This window comes from Nocardioides dongkuii (assembly GCF_014127485.1).
GTDB classification, from domain to species: domain Bacteria; phylum Actinomycetota; class Actinomycetes; order Propionibacteriales; family Nocardioidaceae; genus Nocardioides; species Nocardioides dongkuii.
Genome location: NZ_CP059903.1, coordinates 2,788,186 through 2,806,707, shown reverse-complemented (window position 1 = coordinate 2,806,707; position 18,522 = coordinate 2,788,186). Strand labels below are relative to the sequence as shown.

At 71.9% G+C, this 18,522-nt stretch carries 16 protein-coding genes; 13 read left to right on the top strand and 3 right to left on the bottom strand.

Translation table 11 applies throughout. The features are described from left to right. Positions 1-3: 3 nt before the first annotated feature. Positions 4-2,742 (top strand): family 43 glycosylhydrolase, encoded by a 2,739-nt coding sequence (locus tag H4O22_RS13550; protein ID WP_182523908.1) that lies wholly within the window; start codon positions 4-6, stop codon positions 2,740-2,742. 89 nt (positions 2,743-2,831) lie between these two features. Here the strand turns inward: H4O22_RS13550 and H4O22_RS13545 are convergent, their stop codons facing one another. Further along, the gene (locus tag H4O22_RS13545; protein ID WP_244962971.1) at positions 2,832-3,881 is read right to left on the bottom strand and encodes an AI-2E family transporter; all 1,050 of its coding nucleotides are present in this window, start codon (positions 3,879-3,881) and stop codon (positions 2,832-2,834) included. Between the two features lie 182 nt (positions 3,882-4,063). Here H4O22_RS13545 and H4O22_RS13540 point away from each other — a divergent pair, with 182 nt between their 5' ends. Next, positions 4,064-4,669, top strand: coding sequence for a class I SAM-dependent methyltransferase (locus tag H4O22_RS13540; protein WP_182523907.1), 606 nt, complete (start codon positions 4,064-4,066; stop codon positions 4,667-4,669). Positions 4,670-5,037: 368 nt separating this feature from the next. Here H4O22_RS13540 and H4O22_RS13535 read toward each other — a convergent pair whose 3' ends face one another. Continuing rightward, positions 5,038-8,094 carry an amidase family protein gene (locus H4O22_RS13535; RefSeq protein ID WP_182523906.1) on the bottom strand — a complete coding sequence of 1,019 codons (3,057 nt, stop codon included), beginning with the start codon at positions 8,092-8,094 and terminating at the stop codon, positions 5,038-5,040. Between the two features lie 211 nt (positions 8,095-8,305). Between H4O22_RS13535 and H4O22_RS13530 the strand changes: the two genes are divergently transcribed. From H4O22_RS13530 to H4O22_RS13480, 11 genes are read left to right on the top strand one after another with little or no spacing between them, the layout of a single operon-like run. Continuing rightward, the gene (locus H4O22_RS13530; protein ID WP_182523905.1) at positions 8,306-9,397 is read left to right on the top strand and encodes a TIGR03857 family LLM class F420-dependent oxidoreductase; all 1,092 of its coding nucleotides are present in this window, start codon (positions 8,306-8,308) and stop codon (positions 9,395-9,397) included. 60 nt (positions 9,398-9,457) lie between these two features. Further along, the gene (locus tag H4O22_RS13525; RefSeq protein ID WP_182523904.1) at positions 9,458-10,036 is read left to right on the top strand and encodes a TetR/AcrR family transcriptional regulator; all 579 of its coding nucleotides are present in this window, start codon (positions 9,458-9,460) and stop codon (positions 10,034-10,036) included. Next, on the top strand, positions 10,033-11,256 hold the full coding sequence (locus H4O22_RS13520) for a cytochrome P450 (protein WP_182523903.1): 1,224 nt from the start codon (positions 10,033-10,035) through the stop codon (positions 11,254-11,256). Before H4O22_RS13525 ends, H4O22_RS13520 begins: the two co-directional genes overlap by 4 nt. Next, positions 11,256-12,035, top strand: a complete 780-nt coding sequence (locus H4O22_RS13515; protein ID WP_182523902.1) for an SDR family oxidoreductase — start codon at positions 11,256-11,258, stop codon at positions 12,033-12,035. Before H4O22_RS13520 ends, H4O22_RS13515 begins: the two co-directional genes overlap by 1 nt. After that, on the top strand, positions 12,032-13,423 hold the full coding sequence (locus tag H4O22_RS13510) for a cytochrome P450 (RefSeq protein ID WP_182523901.1): 1,392 nt from the start codon (positions 12,032-12,034) through the stop codon (positions 13,421-13,423). Before H4O22_RS13515 ends, H4O22_RS13510 begins: the two co-directional genes overlap by 4 nt. A gap of 7 nt (positions 13,424-13,430) precedes the next feature. Beyond that, entirely contained in the window at positions 13,431-13,637 is a 207-nt protein-coding gene (locus H4O22_RS13505) for a ferredoxin (RefSeq protein ID WP_182523900.1), read from the top strand. Then, positions 13,630-14,262 carry a nuclear transport factor 2 family protein gene (locus tag H4O22_RS13500; protein WP_182523899.1) on the top strand — a complete coding sequence of 211 codons (633 nt, stop codon included), beginning with the start codon at positions 13,630-13,632 and terminating at the stop codon, positions 14,260-14,262. The genes H4O22_RS13505 and H4O22_RS13500 overlap by 8 nt, the downstream gene beginning before the upstream one ends. Next, positions 14,259-15,722: an aldehyde dehydrogenase gene (locus H4O22_RS13495; protein ID WP_182523898.1), complete on the top strand. Its 1,464-nt coding sequence runs from the start codon at positions 14,259-14,261 to the stop codon at positions 15,720-15,722. Before H4O22_RS13500 ends, H4O22_RS13495 begins: the two co-directional genes overlap by 4 nt. A gap of 9 nt (positions 15,723-15,731) precedes the next feature. Beyond that, entirely contained in the window at positions 15,732-16,478 is a 747-nt protein-coding gene (locus tag H4O22_RS13490; RefSeq protein WP_182523897.1) for an SDR family oxidoreductase, read from the top strand. Continuing rightward, positions 16,475-17,305 (top strand): NAD(P)-dependent oxidoreductase, encoded by an 831-nt coding sequence (locus tag H4O22_RS13485; RefSeq protein ID WP_182523896.1) that lies wholly within the window; start codon positions 16,475-16,477, stop codon positions 17,303-17,305. Before H4O22_RS13490 ends, H4O22_RS13485 begins: the two co-directional genes overlap by 4 nt. Then, the gene (locus H4O22_RS13480) at positions 17,302-17,718 is read left to right on the top strand and encodes a carboxymuconolactone decarboxylase family protein (protein ID WP_244962970.1); all 417 of its coding nucleotides are present in this window, start codon (positions 17,302-17,304) and stop codon (positions 17,716-17,718) included. Before H4O22_RS13485 ends, H4O22_RS13480 begins: the two co-directional genes overlap by 4 nt. Here the strand turns inward: H4O22_RS13480 and H4O22_RS13475 are convergent. After that, positions 17,703-18,362 (bottom strand): TetR/AcrR family transcriptional regulator, encoded by a 660-nt coding sequence (locus tag H4O22_RS13475; protein WP_182523895.1) that lies wholly within the window; start codon positions 18,360-18,362, stop codon positions 17,703-17,705. The two genes, H4O22_RS13480 and H4O22_RS13475, sit on opposite strands and share 16 nt — an antisense overlap. Between the last annotated feature and the right edge of the window lie 160 nt (positions 18,363-18,522).

Sequence of the window (18,522 nt, the reverse complement as noted above, 5' to 3'; positions counted from 1 at the left end):
CGCATGAGAAGGACACGACTGGTCTCCGCGATGGTGGCGCTGGCGACGGGGGGAGCGCTCGCGCTCACCTTCGTCACCCCCAGCGCCGCCCAGGCGGCGGAGATCGGCGAGGACATCGTCACCAACGGCGGGTTCGAGGACACCGCGGTCGCCCCCTGGGTCGGCCGCGGGGGAGCGACCGTCGCGCGCACCACCGAGGACAGGGCGACGGGTCAGGGCAGTCTCCTGGTCTCCGACCGCCCCAACTCGGTCAGCGGGGCCCTCCAACGGCTCCCCGTCGAGGCCGGCGCGACGTACGACGTCTCGTTCAAGGTGAAGTACACCGACGCCGCCTCCTCCTCGCCGGTCACGTTCAACGGCACGGTGGACTACGGCTCGGCCGAGGGCGGCGCGCAGTACGTCGTCCTCGTGAACGCGTCCGTCCCCCGCGACCAGTGGACGGAGGTGTCCGGTGAGGTCACCGTGCCCACCGGCCGGAGCCTGACCAACTACCAATTCTACGTCGAGAACACCTACGACCTGCCCGCTGGCGCCTACCCCGGCTCGTTCCTCCTCGACGACGTCAGCTTCGTGAAGACCGCCGAGGGTGACGGCACGGACCCCGAGCCGGTCGCCGATCCGTTGGAGCGCAACGACAACACGGCGGAGGGCAGCTACGGGGCCTTCGCCAAGACCCCCGGCACCGACGCCGCCTCGCGCCGCGGCAACCCGCTGGTGACGCAGAACTTCGGCGCCGACCCGTGGGCGATGGAGTACCAGGGCCGCACCTACGTCTACTCCACCAACGACACCCAGGAGTGGCCGGAGTACCTGCAGACCGGGGAGGACAACAACTACGGGTCCATCAACCAGATCAACGTGTGGTCCAGCGCCGACATGATGAACTGGACCAACCACGGGTCCATCAACGCCGCCGGGCCCGACGGCATCACCCGCAACGCCACGCCGCGGCCGGCCAACTCCTGGGCCCCCGCAGCGACCGCGAAGGACGTGGACGGGGACGGGTCCGACGAGTTCTTCCTCTACTTCGCGAACAGCGCCGGCGGGATCTGGGTCCTGCAGGGTGAGTCCCCGGTCGGCCCCTTCACCTCCCCGCTCGACCGCGCGCTCGTCGGCTTCGACACCCCGGGGGTCCGGGGCAACACCGACCCCGACGCGACCGACGTGGTGTGGCTCTTCGACCCGGCCGTGCTGGTCGACGACGACGGTGAGGCCTACCTCTACTTCGGCGGCGGCGTGCCCACCACCGACGGCGGCGCCAACGACCCCGACACCGCCCGCGTCATCCGGCTCGGCGACGACATGGTCAGCACTCAGGGGGAGGCGAAGCTGATCGACGCCCCGGCGATCTTCGAGGACTCCGGCATCCACAAGGTGGGCGACACCTACTACTACACCTACTGCACCAACTTCTCGCACACCGTCCCCGGCCTCGGCCGCGGCGACATCGTCGTCATGGAGTCCCAGAGCCCCATGGGCCCGTGGTCGGCGCCCGAGCTGGTCTTCCCGAACCAGAACCGGTTCTTCGGCGTCGGCGGCAACAACCACCACGCGTTCTTCCAGTTCCAGGACGACTGGTACCTGACCTACCACGCCCAGACCCTCGACCTGGCGCTCCAGGGACAGGGCAACACGGCCGGCTTCCGGAACGCGCACATCGATCCCGTCACCATCGCCGAGGACGGCACGATCACCGAGGTCGTCGGCACCTACGAAGGTCCCGGGCAGCTGAAGGCCCTCGACCCGTACGCCCGCCCGATCTCCGCGGAGACCATCGCCTGGCAGGCCGGGACCCGCCAGGGGTACGTCGGCGCCGCCACCTTCGAGGGGCAGACCCCGACGCCCAAGCTCACCAGCGTGCACGACGGTGACTGGACGTCGTTGGCCGGCGTCGACTTCGGCGAGGCCGGCGCCACCGGCATCACGGCGCGCGTGCTGCCCCGGGCCGGCGGCACCATCACCGTCAGCACCTCGCCGGACCCGGCGGACGCCGCCAGCGTCCTGAGCACGATCGCGGTGCCGGCGGGAGGGGACGAGTGGACCGAGGTGACGGCTGAGCTCCCCGCCGGCGCGCTCGCCGGCGTCCAGGACCTGTTCTTCCGCTACGCCGGGGAGGGCGAGGACCAGCTGTTCGACGTCGAGAGCTGGACGTTCACCGACGGATCGGTCGTCGAGCCGACGGAGACCTCCGTCATCGTGGCCGACGCCATCGTCGTCTACGGCCGGACCGGCTCGCTCCGGGTCACCGTGGTCGGCGCCGACGCCGGTGTCGTCTCGACCCGGGTCGGCGGCCGCACGGTGACCGCGACGGTCGACCGGCGCGGGCGGGCGACGCTGTCGCTCCCGGCCAGGACGCTGCGCCCGGGCACGAGGCGGCTCGCGGTGCGCTACGCAGGCACCGAGCAGTACGCCCCGAGCTCGGCCACCGCGGTGGTGAGGGTCAAGAAGGCCCGCGCCGAGGTGGTCGCCTCCGCGGCGTCGAGGGTCGAGGCGGGCACGGTCCTCACCGTGAAGGTGCGGGTCAAGGTCGACGGCGTGACCCCGACCGGGGACGTCAGGGTCGCGCTCCGGCCCGGCAATGCTGCGACGGAGACCGAGGCGCTCAGGAACGGGGTCGCCACCGTCAGGATCCGGGTGCCGAGGGGCACGAGGCCGGGCGCCACGACGCTGCGGGTCTCCTACCAGGGCAGCCGCTACGTCCGTTCGGACACGACGACGCGGACGATCAGGGTCACTCGCTGACCCTGGGCGGTGCGAGCAGGGCCGACGGTGGCAGCACGCACCGTCGGCCCTGTTGTCGATGAGTCCGCAGCGTGGGCGCCCTCGCGTACCTAGCCGGGCTCCCGGTTGGCCACCAGCGGGGACAGCCACCGGCTGGCCGGGTCGGCGTCGACCAGCAGCGACCGGACCAGGATCGAGAGCGGGACCGCCAAGATGGCGCCGAGGGGACCGATCACGCCTGCCCAGAAGATCAGGGAGAGGAAGGTGAGGGTGGAGGTCAGCCCGACCGTGTTGCCGACGACCCGGGGATGGATCACCGAGCCGATCACGAAGTTCACCCCCAGGTAGATCAGCACGACCGCCAGCAGCAGACCGGGGCCGCCCTCCAGCAGGGCGAGGACGGCGGGCGGCACGAGCCCGATCAGGAACCCGACGTGGGGGATGTAGCTGGTGAGGAACGCCAGCAGCCCCCACAGCAACGGATCCGGGACGCCCAGGAGCTCCAGGGCGACGGTGTCGAGGACAGCGGCGATCAGGCCGAAGACCGTGGAGACGAGCAGGTACCGCCGGGTGTCGTGGGCGAAGCTGCGGAGGGCGGCGACCAGGTCGGGGCGTCCCCGGCCCGCGGCGGCGAGCTGATCCGAGAACGTCCGTCCGTCGGCCAGCATGAACAGCACAAGCGCCAGCATGAGGACCAGGCCGGAGACCAGCCCGTAGACGTCGGACAGCGCATCGGTGGCCACACCCACGACCTTGCCGAGGTCCAGCCCGTCCCCGACGTTCCGGATCTGCTCGGTCGAGACCCCCGCCCGCTCGAGCAGGCGGATCCCGTCCGAGACCATGTCGTTGAAGTCGTCCTCGTACCGGCGGAGCAGCGTGGCGAACTTGGCGGTGGCCGCCACGATCGACACCGCCAGCCCGATCATCACGGCGGTGACCAGCAGCAGGCACAGCACCGTCGACGCCCAGCCCCACACGTGGCGGTCCAGCCTGACCCGCAGCGGGTGCACGGCGATGGTGAGGACCAGGGCGAGGAAGGCGGGACCGATCAGGCCGGCCGAGGTGCGCATGCCGGAGATGACCAGGAACGCCGCCGCGAGCCCCAGCAGCACGACCAGGCCCCGCGGCAGCCCGGGCCTCTCGGATGACGTCGTCGGCACGGGACTCCCTCCCGCTCGGCCGCGCCGCGACGTACCCGAGCTGGTCCGGCTCCACGTGACTCGGTCCACCGGCGCCGGAGTGGTGGACCCCTACCGGGCTCGACGATACGCCGGCGCTGCGTCGATGCTCGCTGAGTCGGTGCGGCCGGAGCCTCCGTGGGTCCACGCGGGACAATGCAGACATGGTGGAGCAGAGCGCATGGATGCAGCAGGTGGCGGCAGACCCGGACCACTCGTCCTGGTACGTCGAGCGGTTCCGCTCGATGGCCGCAGCCGGTCACGACCTGGCCGGCGAGGCGCGCCTGATCGACGCGATGGTGGGGCGTGGGGCGCGCATCCTCGATGCAGGCTGCGGCCCCGGTCGCGTGGGTGCCGAGCTGGCCCGGCGCGGGCACGACGTGGTCGGCGTCGACGTCGACCCGGTGCTGATCGAGGCGGCTGGCGAGGACCACCCCGGCCCTCGCTGGATCGTCGAGGACCTGGCCGAGCTCGACCTCCGGGCCCACGGTGTCACGGAGCCCTTCGACGCCATCGTGTGTGCCGGGAACGTGATGACGTTCCTGGCGCCGAGCACCCGCGATGAGGTGCTGCGGCGCTTGAGGAGGCACGTCCATGCCGAAGGTCGTGTCGTGATCGGCTTCGGGGCCGGCCGCGGCTACGAGTTCTCCGAGTTCCTGACCGATGCCGGCCGAGCCGGGTTCGAGCCAGACCTGTTGCTGTCCACGTGGGACCTGCGACCGTGGCGTGCGGAGTCCGATTTCCTGGTCGCAGTCCTCAGGCCCATCTAGCCGGGCTCCCCGTCGCGGCGCGACCCAGGTCAGCGCTGGGGCTCAGGTGCCGGCCGGGGGGTGGCGTCCTTGATGAAGTTCCCGCTGATCCTCTCCTCGCCGCAGGGCTTGAACATCGACACGACGTGGCGCCGCGGGTCGTCCGGGTCGACGCACGCGGTGGCGGGGTCGCCGGGTGACCAGTTCCGGTCATTGACGGAGTGGTGGTCGTAGCCAACCCGCCCACGGCGAGCACGCCGACGACCGCGACGCACCCGATCGCCTTCATGCGCTCAGGGTCCCACGGTGGCGACGACGAGCGTCGAGTGACGCGAAATGGCTGCCGATCGGGCTGAAGAGCGGCCATTCCGCGTCACTCGACGGGGCGGCTACCTCCGCGTCACGCGGAGGGTGACCCGCTTGCTCCAGGCGGCCTCGTACTCCTCGCCGGCGACGACGAGCAGGCGGAGGCGGTGGGTGCCCGCGGCGAGACGGGGGAGCACGACCGTGCGGCTGCCGCGGACCTTCGTGGTGCGGATGACGCGGCCGCCGTCGTACACGAGCACCGTGGCGCGTGCGGAGGAGATGCCGGAGACGCGCGCCTTCAGCTTCGCCCGCTGGTCGACGCTCACCTTCTTCTTCACCAGCCGCACGGACACCGACGGGGCCGCGCGGGCGACCTTGAGCGTGGCGGTGGCCGCGCTGCCGGCGACGGTCGTGGACCCGGCGTACGTCGCGGTGACCAGGTGCGTGCCGACGGGCAGGTTCTTCGGCAGGGTCACGGTGGCCGTGCCCCCCTCGAGGGTGCCGCTGACCGTGCGGCCCGCGACCTCCACCGAGACGGTGCCCCGCGCTGACGGGTCGGACGCCACGGACACGGTCGCCGTGGTGGCGGTGCCGTACGTCGTGGCCGTGCGGGCGAGCGTCAGCGAGGTGACCGACGCGGCCGGACCGCTCCAGGACAGTGCCGGGGCGTGCTCGGTGCGCATCCCGGCCTTCGCCTGCTGCTCGAGGGCGTACCCCATGCCCAGCACCTCGGCGTCGTCCCAGGCCCGGCCGACGATCTGGACGCTGTTGGACTGGCCCTCGGCGCTCGTCCCGATCGGCAGGACGGCCGTCGGCAGGCCCGCCGTCTGGGTGATGACGCCCGACGCGCGGTCGGAGCTGAAGATCGCCGACGACGCGTCGTTGTTGCCGGCGCTGGTCAGGAAGCCGGGGTAGATCACCGCGTCGACCGGCGTGATGGCCTCCGCGGACTCACCGAAGGCGGTGGTCATCCAGCGATCGGCGCTCTCCTTGTACGCATCGCGACGGGCCAGCAGGTTCGTGACGCTGGCGTCGTCCATCGGCTGGGCGGTGTAGTTGCCCGACACGTTGTACGGCAGGTTCGCCGGGTGCTCCATGAGCTGCTCGGTCGTGTACGGGAACGTCGCCGGCCGCTGCTCGGCGATGTAGCGCTCCCAGCCCTCGGCACCCGCGTTGCCCGTGGTGGGGAAGCTCCCGGTGGGTGCGGGCGGGGCGGTCTGCCCGGTGGCGAGCGGGACCAGCCTTCCGCCCGCGGCCTCGATCGCCGTCCTGGCCTGCTCCAGGGCGACCTGGCCGGCGTCGTCGTCGGTGATCGCGCTGGACCGGAAGGCGGACGGGATGTAGCCGACGGCCTTGCCGCGCAGGGCGTCGGTCCGCAGGGCCGACTTCCACTCCGCGGGCCGCAGGCTGTTGTCGACGCGGGAGGTGAGCAGGTCGTCGGGGTTGTTGCCGGTGGTCCGGGTGGCCGTGGCGTCGAGCATCGAGGCCAGGTCGGTGACCGACTTCGCCATCGGGCCGGCGTAGTCGGTGGCCCAGGTCAGCGGCATGACGCCGTTCGTGCTCGTGAGGCCGTCGGTGCCGCGGAACGTGGCGAGGCCGGCGCCGGTCGCCGGCGCGTAGAGCGAGACGCCGGTCTGGGTGCCCATGGCCGCCGCGGCGAGGTCCGCCCCGACCGCCGTGGCCGAGCCGCCGCTGGAGCCGAAGGAGGTCTTGGACGGGTAGAGCGCGTTCCAGGTCTGCTTGAAGCCGCTCTCGCTGAACGAGCCGGAGTTGGCGAACTCCGAGAGGTTGGTCTTGCCGATGATGACGGCGCCGGCGTCCCGCAGCCGCGCGACCTGCCAGGCGTCCGCGCCGGGCTGCCAGTCCCGCAGCGCCAGGGTGCCGCCCGAGGTCGGCATGTCCTTGGTGTCGTAGAGGTCCTTGAGCGCGATCGGGACGCCAAGGAGGTCGCCGGTGCGGCCCGCGGCGCGGGCCCGGTCCGCGGCGAGCGCCTGGGCGACGGCGTCCTTGGCCACGGTGATGAAGGAGTGGAAGCCGAGCGCGCCGTCGTCGTAGGCCTCGATCCGGTCGAGGTAGGCCTGGGTGATCTCCACCGAGGTGACCTCGCCGGCGACCATGGCGGCCTGCAGGTCCGCGATGGTCTTGCCGGTCACGTCGTAGGCGACCTCGGTCGTGGTCTCCGCCTCGGGGTCGGCCGCGGGCAGGTCCAGCGGCTCGGCGCCGGCGCAGGCGGCGTCGTAGGCGGAGATGTCCCAGTTCTGCAGCGTGCAGATCTCGTCGAGCGTGAGGGTCGAGAAGTCCGGCGCCGCGGCCAGCCCGGCGGTGTCGGTGGCGATCTGGGTGGTGTCGCCGAGCGCGCCGACGACGACGTACTGGACCAGCGACTCGGTCTCGCCCGGCTCGACGGTCAGCTCGCGCACGAACCCGAGGTCGTTGGACCGGCTGCCGGTCGGGACGTACGCCGTGGCGAAGGGGTCGGACTGCTGGTCGCCCAGCTCGTCCACGCCGGACCCGGTCACGACGCCGGTGGGCCGGGTGTTGCCGGGCGTCGTCGCTGCGATCCAGGTGTCGGCCGGGTCGACGGCGGCGTCGCCGCTGCTCGAGGCGCTCACGGTCGCCTTGTTCGGGCTGGGGGTCCCCGTCGCCGGGGTGGTGAAGCCGGAGCCCAGCGAGCCGCCGAAGGAGACCTCGAGCGTGACCGGCTCGGTCGCGGTGTTGGTGAAGGTGTCGAAGAAGCTCGTGGTGTTCGTGGCGGTCGTGACCTGGACCTTGCGGCTCAGCAGGACGTCACCGAGCCGCACCGACCGGGTCGAGCGGTAGGAGCCCGGAGCGCCGGCCGTGAGCCCGAAGCCGCGCATCATCTCGTCGTTCATCCGCGGCTCCTCGCCCGCGGGCGCGTCGACGTGCACGAAGATGTTGCCGAACCCCTCCATCCGCGAGCCCGAGACGTTGCGGATCGATCCGGTGTCGAGCCCCGGACGGCGCGCGTCGTTGATGAAGACGTTGGCGCCGTTGGCCGTCGTCAGGTTGGTCAAGGCCTGGGCCGGCGGCGTGACCGCGAGGACGCCGAGGCCGACCGCCGCGGCCACCGGGGCGGCGGCGAGGCGGACGGTGCGGCGTCCGAGGTGGCGAAGGGACATGGAGGAGCGCGCCTTTCGTGGCGGGGGAGGAGGACGCCCATTCCTAGGCGGCCCGTGTGTCGGGCCGTGGTGGGCTGCATTGCGCGGGTGTAACGAAAGCCGGGTCCGGCGGGCCGGAGTCCTTGCGCCCGGTCTCGGGCGCCCCTACTGTCTGGCCGTCGTCCGGACAGGTGTCCAGCAGAGGATCCGCCCGGGGCAGGAGGAGACCGAGATGGCGAACGCCGTGATGCCGGAGATCGGGTGCTACGGCCTCGCCGGGCACACCGACAACCCCCGCGACCTGGTCGGCGAGGCGCGCCTGGCGGAGGAGCTCGGCATCGGGTCGATCTTCCTGTCCGAGCGGTTCAACGTGAAGGACGCCGGCGTCATGGCGGGCGCGGTGGCGGCGGTGACCGAGCGGCTCGGCATCGGCACCGCGGCGACCAACCACAACACCCGGCACCCGTTGGTGACCGCCACGATGGCGACGACCGCGCACCGGATGTCGGGCGGCCGGTACGCCTTCGGGCTCGGCCGCGGCTTCGGCGTGCTGTTCGACGTGATGGGGCTGCCCCGGGTGACCGGTGCCCAGCTGACCGACGCCGTCGGGATCTACCGCGACCTCTGGCACGGCCGGGCGGTCGTCGGTCACGACGGGCCCGCGGGGGCCTACCCCTACCTCTCCCAGGACAGCTCCTTCGACGAGGACATCCCGATCCTGATGACCGCGATCGGCCCCCGCAGCCTCGAGCTCGCGGGACGCCTCGCCGACGGCGTCGTGCTGCACACGTTCATGACCGACGAGACCGTCGCCCGGTCCGTCGCGACGGTCCGCCGCGCCGCCGAGGAGGCCGGCCGGGACCCCGCGTCGGTCCGGGTCTGGTCGGTGCTGGCGACCGTCCAGGACTCGCTGCCCGAGGAGCTGCGGCTGCGCAAGCTGGTCGGCCGGCTCGCGACCTACCTGCAGGGGTACGGCGCGGTGCTGGTCGAGGCGAACGGGTGGGACCCGGCCGTCCTGGACCGGTTCCGCGAGGACGAGCTGGTCCGGGGGCACCAGGGCGCCTTCGACGCCGTGGGCACCACCGAGGACCTCCGCTACCTCCGGGACGAGGTGCTGCCCGCCGACTGGCTGGCCGCCTCGGCCACCGGCGACGCGGCGAGCTGCGCCGCACGCATCCAGGACCAGCTCGACGCCGGGGCCGACAGCGTGGTCCTGCACGGCGCCACCCCGACCGAGCTCGCCCCGGTGCTGGAGGCCTGGCGCGGGGTCCGGCCCGCCGCCCTCGACCGGCTCCCCGTCAACCCGGGGAAGGCCCGCGGCTGAGCCCCAGCCGATCTGGCGGAGGGTCTTGCGCTCCCGGCGGGCGCAGGACACACTGGACAGGTGTCCAGCCATGTGTCCGTCTCGCCTCGGCAGAGCCTGAACCCCCGGCAGGCCGAGACCGCCGCGCGGCTGCTGGCCGCCGGACGGGAAGAGCTGGAGGCGGTCGGCCACGAGGCGCTCACGGTGCGCAGCGTCGCCCTGCGCGCCGGGGTGTCCCCGGCCACGGCGTACACCTACCTGGCCTCGAAGAACCACCTGTTCGCCGAGCTGTTCTGGCGGTTCCTGACCGAGGACGAGCACCCCGGCCCGGTGGGGGACACCCCGCTCGCCCGGGTCCGCTCGGTCATCGAGCGGCTCTCCGAGCAGCTGGCCTCGGCCCCGAAGCTGGCCGCCGCGGTGACGCCGGCGCTGCTCGGGTCCGACCCCGACGTGGAGCGGCTCCGGCTCCGGATCGGCGCGGAGCTGGTGGGCCGGTTCCGGTCCGCGCTCGGCGAGGACGCCGACCCGGCGCTCGTCGAGGCCATCGCGCTGGCGTTCTCCGGTGCGCTGCTCCAGTCCGGGATGGGGCTGCTGGGCTACACCGAGATGAAGGAGCGGCTCGACGCCGTCGTCGCCGTGATCATGAGAGGCAACACATGAGTCTCCTCCAGAGCACTCCGATCGTCTTCGATCCCTACGACTACGCCTTCCAGGAGGACCCCTACCCGGTCTACCGGCGCTGTCGCGACGAGGACCCCCTGCACCACAACGCCGAGCACGACTTCTGGGTGCTGACCCGGCACGCCGACATCCAGCAGGCGATGCGCAGCGAGGGCACCTACTCCAACGCGATGGGCGTCTCGATCGACAAGAGCGCCTGGGGTCCCGACGCGCACAAGGTGATGTCGTTCCTCGGCATGGACCCGCCGCGCCAGCAGCGGCTGCGCTCGCTGGTCTCCAAGGGCTTCACGCCCCGCCGGGTGCGCGAGCTCGGTCCGCGGATCCAGCAGCTGACCGACCACTACCTCGACCAGTGCCTCGAGCGCGGCACCTTCGACTGGATCACCGACTTCGCCGGCCGGCTCCCGATGGACGTCATCTCCGAGATGATGGGCGTGCCCGAGGCGGACCGGATCGAGGTACGCCGGCTCGCCGACCTGGTCGTGCACCGCGAGCCCGGCGTCCACGACGTGCCGCAGGCCGGCATGGAGGCCAGCCTCGAGCTGGTCGTCTACTACGCCGACATGGTCGAGCAGCGCAAGAAGCGCCCGACCGAGGACCTCACCAGCGCCCTGCTCGCCGCGGAGATCGACGGCGACCGGCTCACCGACGAGGAGATCATCGCCTTCCTCTTCCTGATGGTGGTGGCCGGCAACGAGACCACGACCAAGCTGCTCGGGCACGCGCTCTTCCACCTCACCCGGCACCCCGAGCAGTACGACCGGGTCTTCGCCGACCCCGCCCAGCCCGACGACCTGGTCGTCCCGTGGATCGAGGAGACGCTGCGCTACGACACCTCGAGCCAGATGGTCGCGCGGCACCTGCTCGCCGACGTCGAGCTGCACGGCAAGGTCGCGCCGCAGGGGTCCAAGGTGCTGCTGGTGCTCGGCGCCGCGAACCGCGACGACCGGGTCTTCTCCGACCCCGACCGCTACGACATCTTCCGGGACAAGGACGAGGTCGCCCAGCTGCTCAGCTTCGGCGGCGGCCGGCACTTCTGCCTGGGGGCCAACCTCGCGCGGCTGGAGGCCCAGATCGCGCTGCGGGAGCTGGTCCGCCGGGTCCGCCACGTCGAGGTCGACCACGACCTCTCGGTGCGGGTGCACTCCATCAACGTCCGCGGCTTCGCCTCGGTCCCGGTGCGGATGGAGACCCGCTGATGCCCAAGCCCGTGCACCCCGACCGGCGCCCCGCGGTCATCACCGGCGCGTCCTCCGGGATCGGCGCCGCGACGGCGCTGGCGCTCTCGGCCGCGGGGCACCCCGTGGCGCTCGGCGCCCGGCGCGTCGACAAGCTCGAGGAGCTCGCCCACCAGATCCGGGAGGCCGGCGGCGAGGTGTCCGCGCACGCCCTGGACCTCACCAGCGACGAGTCGGTGCAGACCTTCGCCGCCAAGGTCGGTGCCGACCTCGGCGAGATCGAGGTCGTGGTCTCGAACGCCGCCCAGCTGGGCCCCGGCGCGATCCACGAGGTGGACAGCGCCCGGTTCGCGCGCGAGCTCGACGTCAACCTCGTCGGCGCGCACCGCCTGGTGCACGCGTTCGTGCCCGCCATGGCGGAGCGCCGGCGGGGCGACCTGGTCTTCGTCTCCTCCGACGTGGCGGTGCGCGCCCGCCCGTTCATGTCGTCCTACGCGGCCGGCAAGTGGGGCCTCGAAGGCATGGTGAACGCGCTCCAGATGGAGCTCGAGGGCACCGGCATCCGGGCCTCGATCGTGCGCCCCGGACCCACCCAGAGCGAGGCCGGCTCGGACTGGGACGAGGAGCTCGCCGCGTTCGTCATCACCCAGTGGGTCCGATTCGGCCTGGCCCGCCACCCCCGCGTGCTGCGCGCCTCGGCGATCGCCGACGCCATCACCGCCATCGTCACGGCGCCTCGGGGCGTCCACCTCAACCTCATCGAAGTCACCCCCGAAGCGTCCGTGGAGGACCCGTCATGAGCGTCACCAGCACCGACGGCCAAGCACTGCTGGCCGACATCCCCGAGGTCTCCACGATCCTGGACGACCAGAGCCCCGAGGTGCCCGAGATCATCCGCGGCACCGGGCACCTCCCGGAGATGCGGGTCGACCCGATCGGGCTCTTCGACCGGCTCCGCGCGGAGTGCGGCGACGTCGGTCGCTTCCGCCTCGCCGACCGCGACGTCGTCCTGGTCAGCGGCGCCGAGGCCAACGAGGCGTTCTTCCGGGCGCCCGACGAGCTGCTCGACCAGGCCGCGGCGTACCCCTTCATGACGCCGATCTTCGGCGAGGGCGTCGTCTTCGACGCCTCGCCCGAGGAGCGCCAGCAGATGCTGAAGAACCAGGCGCTGCGCGGCGACATGATGCGGGGGCACGCCCAGACCATCGAGGGCGAGATCCGCCGGATGGTGGCCGACTGGGACGACGAGGGCGAGATCGACCTCCTCGACTTCCTGGCCGAGCTGACCATCTACACCACGTCCGCGTGCCTGATCGGCAAGCCGTTCCGCGAGGAGCTCGACGGACGCTTCGCGCAGTACTACCACGAGCTCGAGCGCGGCACCGACGCCATCGCCTACGTCGACCCGTACGCCAAGATCGAGAGCTTCGAGCGGCGCGACGCCGCGCGGGTGCAGCTGGTCGCGCTCGTCCAGGACATCATCGACCGGCGTACGCAGCGCGGGAAGGTCGCGCGGGAGGACCGCGACCTGCTCGACGTGCTGATCTCGCTGGACATGTCGGCCGACTACATCACCGGCATCTTCATCTCGATGATGTTCGCCGGCCACCACACGACCAGCGGCACCGCGTCGTGGGCGATGATCGAGCTGCTGCGGCGCCCCGAGGTGATGGCCGACGTCGTGGCCGAGCTCGACGAGCTGTACGCCGACGGCTCGGAGGTCTCCTTCCAGGCCCTGCGCTCGATCCCCGTGCTGGAGTCCGCGTTCAAGGAGACCCTGCGGCTGCACCCGCCGCTGATCATCTTGATGCGCCTGGTCCGCGAGGACTTCGAGCTGCTCGGCTACACGATCCCCGCCGGCACCGTGATCGCCGCCTCGCCGCGGGTCTCCAACCGCCTCGAGCCGGACTTCCCGAAGGCGCAGGAGTTCGACCCCTCGCGCTACCTCGACCCCCGCCAGGACGACCTGCAGAACCGCTGGACCTGGATCCCGTTCGGCGCCGGCAAGCACCGCTGCGTCGGCAACGCCTTCGCGATGATGCAGATGAAGGCGATCTTCTCGGTGCTGCTGCGCGACTTCGAGTTCGAGATGACCCAGCCCTCGGAGAGCTACCGCGACGACACCTCGAAGATGGTCATCCAGCTCGAGCAGCCGGCCACCGTCCGCTACCGGCGCCGGAGGAAGTGAGCCCGCCATGAGGGTCGTGGCGGACCTCGGCCTGTGCCAGGGCCACCAGATGTGCACCGGCGAGGCGCCCGACGTCTTCGCCTTCGACGAGGACACCGACCTGGTGGTCCTCACCCAGGAGCACCCCGACGAATCGCTGCGCCCGCAGGTCGCGGCCGCGGTCAAGTACTGCCCAGCGATGGCGCTGGCCATCGAGGAGGAAACCCATGAGTGAGCTGTCCCGTGCCGAGATCGAGGAGTTCTGGGAGTCCTGGCTGGAGGTGAACCGCGAGGCCGAGCGCACCGGCGACTGGCGGGTGATGGCCGACGAGTACGCCCTGGACGCCACCTACGGCTGGATGTACTCCGTCGACGAGCACTTCATGGCCGTGGGCCGCGACCAGATCCGCGACTGGGCCATCGGCATCGAGATGGACGGCTTCGACGGCTGGCACTACGACTACCAGGTCGCGGTCATCGACGAGAAGAAGTCGATGATCGTCGGCTTCTGGAAGCAGCGCTCCGGGATCGTCGACGACAAGTCCGGCCAGGAGTTCGAGATCCTCGGCCTCGGCGGCAGCTGGTTCGGCGTCGAGCGCCAGGTCGGCGGGCTCGACGACGGGCAGATCAAGATCGCCTGGCAGCGCGACTGGTTCGACATGCCCTCGACCACCCACACGTTCGTGGAGATCCTCAAGTCCGGCAAGGCGCCCGAGACGCTGCTCAAGCGGATGGAGGTCTCCGGCCACGGGGTGCCCGGCCACTACCACCTGAACGACCTGCCCTCGACGGTGTGGCCGCCGCCGGTCGAGGAGGGTCGCTACCTCGTGGAGCCGACGGCTGCGGAGCCGTCCGCGTGAGCGCCCTGGCCACGCCGCCGGCCCAGCAGCTCGTCGACGGCAAGCTCTCCGGCGCGAGCGACGGCGCGACGTACCCGATCCTGAACCCGGCGACCGGCGCCGAGATCGGCGTCGCGCCCGACAGCACCGCCACCGACGTCGAGGCGGCGATCGCCGCGGCGCGCCGGGCCTTCGACGAGACCGACTGGTCGACCAACACCGAGCTGCGGGTGCGCTGCCTGCGGCAGCTGCACCAGGCGCTCCTCGACCACGCCGAGGACTTCCGGGCGCTGACCACCGCCGAGGTCGGGATGCCCGGCTTCATGATGGGCGCCGCGGGCTTCGACGTCCCGGTCGAGAGCCTGAAGTGGGTCACCGACCTCGTGGAGTCCTACGAGTTCGAGACCGACCTCGGCGTCGCCGCGCCGATGGGGATCAAGTCCCGGCGCACCGTGCGGCGCGAGGCGGTCGGCGTGGTCGCCGCGATCACGCCGTGGAACGTCCCGACCCAGATCAACCTGGCGAAGGTCGGCCCCGCGCTCGCGGCCGGGTGCACCGTGGTGCTCAAGCCCGCCCCGGACACCCCGTGGGTCGCGGCCGAGCTCGGCCGCCTGGCCGCGGAGCACACCGACATCCCGGCGGGCGTGTTCAACGTCGTCACGCCGCGCTCCAACGAGGTCGCCGCCCAGCTGACCTCCGACCCCCGGGTCGACATGGTCTCCTTCACCGGCTCGACGAACACGGGCCGGGCGATCATGGCCGCCGCGGCCCCGACGCTGAAGCGCGTCTTCCTCGAGCTCGGCGGCAAGTCGGCGGCGATCGCCCTCGACGACGCCGACGTGGCCGCGGTCGCCGGCGCGACCGCGTTCACCGCCTGCATCCACGCCGGTCAGGGCTGCGCGATCACCACGCGCCTGGTCGTCCCGCGGGACAGGTACGACGAGGCGGTGCAGGTCGCCGCGAGCACGATGGAGTCGATCGGCGCCAAGGACCCGGCCGACCCCGGCGCGATCTGCGGCCCGGTGATCTCGCAGGTCCAGCGCGACCGCGTCGCCTCCTACCTCGACCTCGCGGTCGAGGAGGGCGGCACCTTCGCCACGGGCGGCACCGTCATCGACCAGGACGGCTACTGGATCCAGCCCACGGTCATCGCCGGGCTCGACAACTCCTCGCGCGTGGCGCAGGAGGAGATCTTCGGCCCCGTGCTCGTCGTCATCCCGCACGACGGCGACGACGACGCGGTCCGGATCGCCAACGACTCGGCGTACGGCCTCTCCGGCTCGGTCGACTCCGGCTCGCTGGAGCGCGCCAAGGCCGTCGCCGCCCGGATCCGCACCGGCACGCTGGCGGTGAACGGCGGCGTCTGGTTCAGCCCGGACGCGCCGTTCGGCGGCTACAAGCAGTCCGGCCTGGGACGCGAGATGGGCGTCGCCGGGTTCGAGGAGTACCTCGAGACCAAGACCATCGCCGAACCGGCTTAGGGAGAAGACATGCGTTTCGAGAACAAGGTCGTCATCGTCACGGGCGCCGCCCAGGGCATCGGCGAGGCCTACGCCAAGGCGCTCGGCGCCGAGGGCGCGTCGGTCGTCGTGGCCGACCTCAACGAGGAGTCCGGCGAGCGGGTGGCCAAGGAGATCGAGGCGGCCGGCGGCACGGCGATGTTCGTGCGCACCGACGTCTCGTCGGCCGAGTCGGCCCAGGCCGCGGTCGCCCGGACCGTCGAGGTGTACGGCGGGCTCGACGGGCTGGTCAACAACGCCGCGATCTACGGCGACATGCAGTTCGACCTGCTGATCAGCGTCGACTGGGACTACTACCGCAAGTTCATGTCGGTCAACATGGACGGCGTCCTGGTGATGACCCGGGCGGCGTACCCCGCCATGCAGCAGCGCGGGGCGGGCGCGATCGTCAACCAGTCCAGCACCGCGGCGTACCTCTACTCCGGCTTCTACGGGCTGGCGAAGGTCGGCGTGAACGGGCTCACCCACCAGCTCGCCCACGAGCTCGGGGGCATGAAGATCCGCGTCAACGCCATCGCGCCGGGTCCCACGGACACCGCGGCCACCCGCACGCAGGCCGGCGGGGCGTCCAAGGAGCTGGTCAAGGGCCTGGCCCTCAAGCGGATGGGCCAGCCCGAGGACATGGTCGGCGCCTGCCTCTTCCTGCTCTCCGACGAGGCATCGTGGGTGACCGGTCAGATCCTCGCCGTCGACGGCGGACAGACGTTCCGCGCATGAGCACCGTCGGCTTCGTCGGCCTCGGGATGATCGGGAAGCCGATGGCGCTGCGTCTCGCGGCCTCGGAGCTCGACCTGCTGGTCCACGACGTGGCGCCCGAGCCCGTGGCCGAGCTGGAGGCGGCCGGCGCGAAGGCGGTCGGCAGCGTGGCCGAGCTGGCGGCGTCGGTCGAGGTGCTGTGCGTGATGGTGCGCGACGACGACCAGGTGCGCGAGGTGCTCGGCGAGGCGCTCGGGGCGGCAGGGGAGGGGCTGACGGTCGTCATCCACTCCACGGTCGCGCCCGGCACGCCGGCGCAGCTCGAGGATGTCGCCGCGCGGCACGGCGTACGCGTGCTGGACGCGCCGGTCAGCGGCGGCCCCACCGGGGCGGCCGAGGGCACGCTCGCGATCATGGTGGGGGGCACCGACGACGCGTTCGCCGCGGCCCGGCCCGCCCTGGAGGTGATGGGCGCCAAGGTCGTGCACGCCGGCGAGATCGGCGCGGGCACGCGGTTCAAGCTGGCCCGCAACCTGATGCACTTCGTCTCCTTCACGGCCGCCACGGAGGCGATGCGGCTGGCCGAGGCCTCCGGGCTCTCGCTGAAGGACCTCGGCGCCGTGGTGCGGCACACCGACGCGATCACCGGGGGGGCCGGCGCGATCATCCTGCGCGAGACCACCGCACCGATCGACCCGGCCGACTTCTGGCACGGGGTGATGACGCACGTCGTCGCGCTGGGCGAGAAGGACCTCGGCTTCGCGATCGAGCTCGCCGACGACCTCGGCGTCGACGTACCCCTCGCGCGGATGGCGCGGGAACGACTGGCGAAGGGACTGGGCCTGTGAGCGACGGAGCCGGCAAGTTCGACGACCTCCCCGAGACCCGGCGGCGCGGGCTGGAGAAGATGGAGGAGGTCTACGGGTTCGAGATGACCGACGGCACCGGCGACTTCTTCGGCTACACCGCCGACCACCTGTTCGCCGACATCTGGAACCGGCCGGGGCTCAGCAACCGCGACCGCCGGCTGCTCCTCATCGGCCTGCTCGCCGGCTCCGGGGGACAGGACGTGCTGACCATCCAGATCCCGGCCGCGCACGCCGCCGGTGAGCTTGACGACGAGGCGCTGCGCGAGATCGTCATCTTGATGTGCCACTACGCCGGCTGGCCGATCGGCTCGCGGATCAACGCGATCGTCGAGGACACCATCGCCAAGGCGGCGCGGAAGAAGGCGAAGCGCGAGGCTCAGGACGAGAGGTAGGCGGTGACCGCGTCGCGCAGGCCGATGCGCGCCTCCTCGATGTCGAGGTAGGTGCTCATCCCGTGCTCGACGCGGAGCCCGCGCATCGCGGCGGGCAGCATCGCCCGTACCCGCGCCAGCCGGACCCGGTCGACGTCGAGACCGGCGAAGGCGGTGTCCACCGCGCCCGCCCAGTGCACGTCCCAGGCCGCGATTGCCCGCGCGGTCCGGGGGAAGGCCACCTCGAGCTCGCCGCGGTCCTGGGGGAGCGCCGTACGCAGCTGGTGTATCGCGCGGGAGATCGGGAGGTCCAGCGCCCGCCAGAGCATCTCGACGACGGCGTCGACGCGCTCGGCGAGGTCGGTCTGGTCGGGCATGTGGTCGAGCATCGGTCCGCCCTCGACCGCCACGAAGTCGAGAACCGCGGCCCAGAGCCCGTCCACGTCGCCGAACTGGTGCTGCACCGTCCCCCAGGTCACGCCGGCCTGGCGGGCCACGAGGTTCGCGCTGACCGACTCCGGGCCTCCGGTGGCCAGGCAGCTCACCGCCACCCGCAGCACGTGCTGGCGGGTCTGCAGGCCCCGCCGGTTCAGGCGGGTCCCCTTCGCGCTGAGGCCGGTGCCCTCCGTGCCGTTCGTGCCGTTCGTGGTCGTCGTGCCGTCCACAGTCTCTCCCAGGTCGTCGTCCCGGCATCTGGACCAGGTGGTCTGTCCCGGGTGGATTTCGCGTGACCCGGATCACGCAAAGCGGCCCGTGTGGCGCTCGGATGTGCGATCTTCGCATTGGCACCTCGATGACCTATTCCCATAGTACCTTGGATGAGGT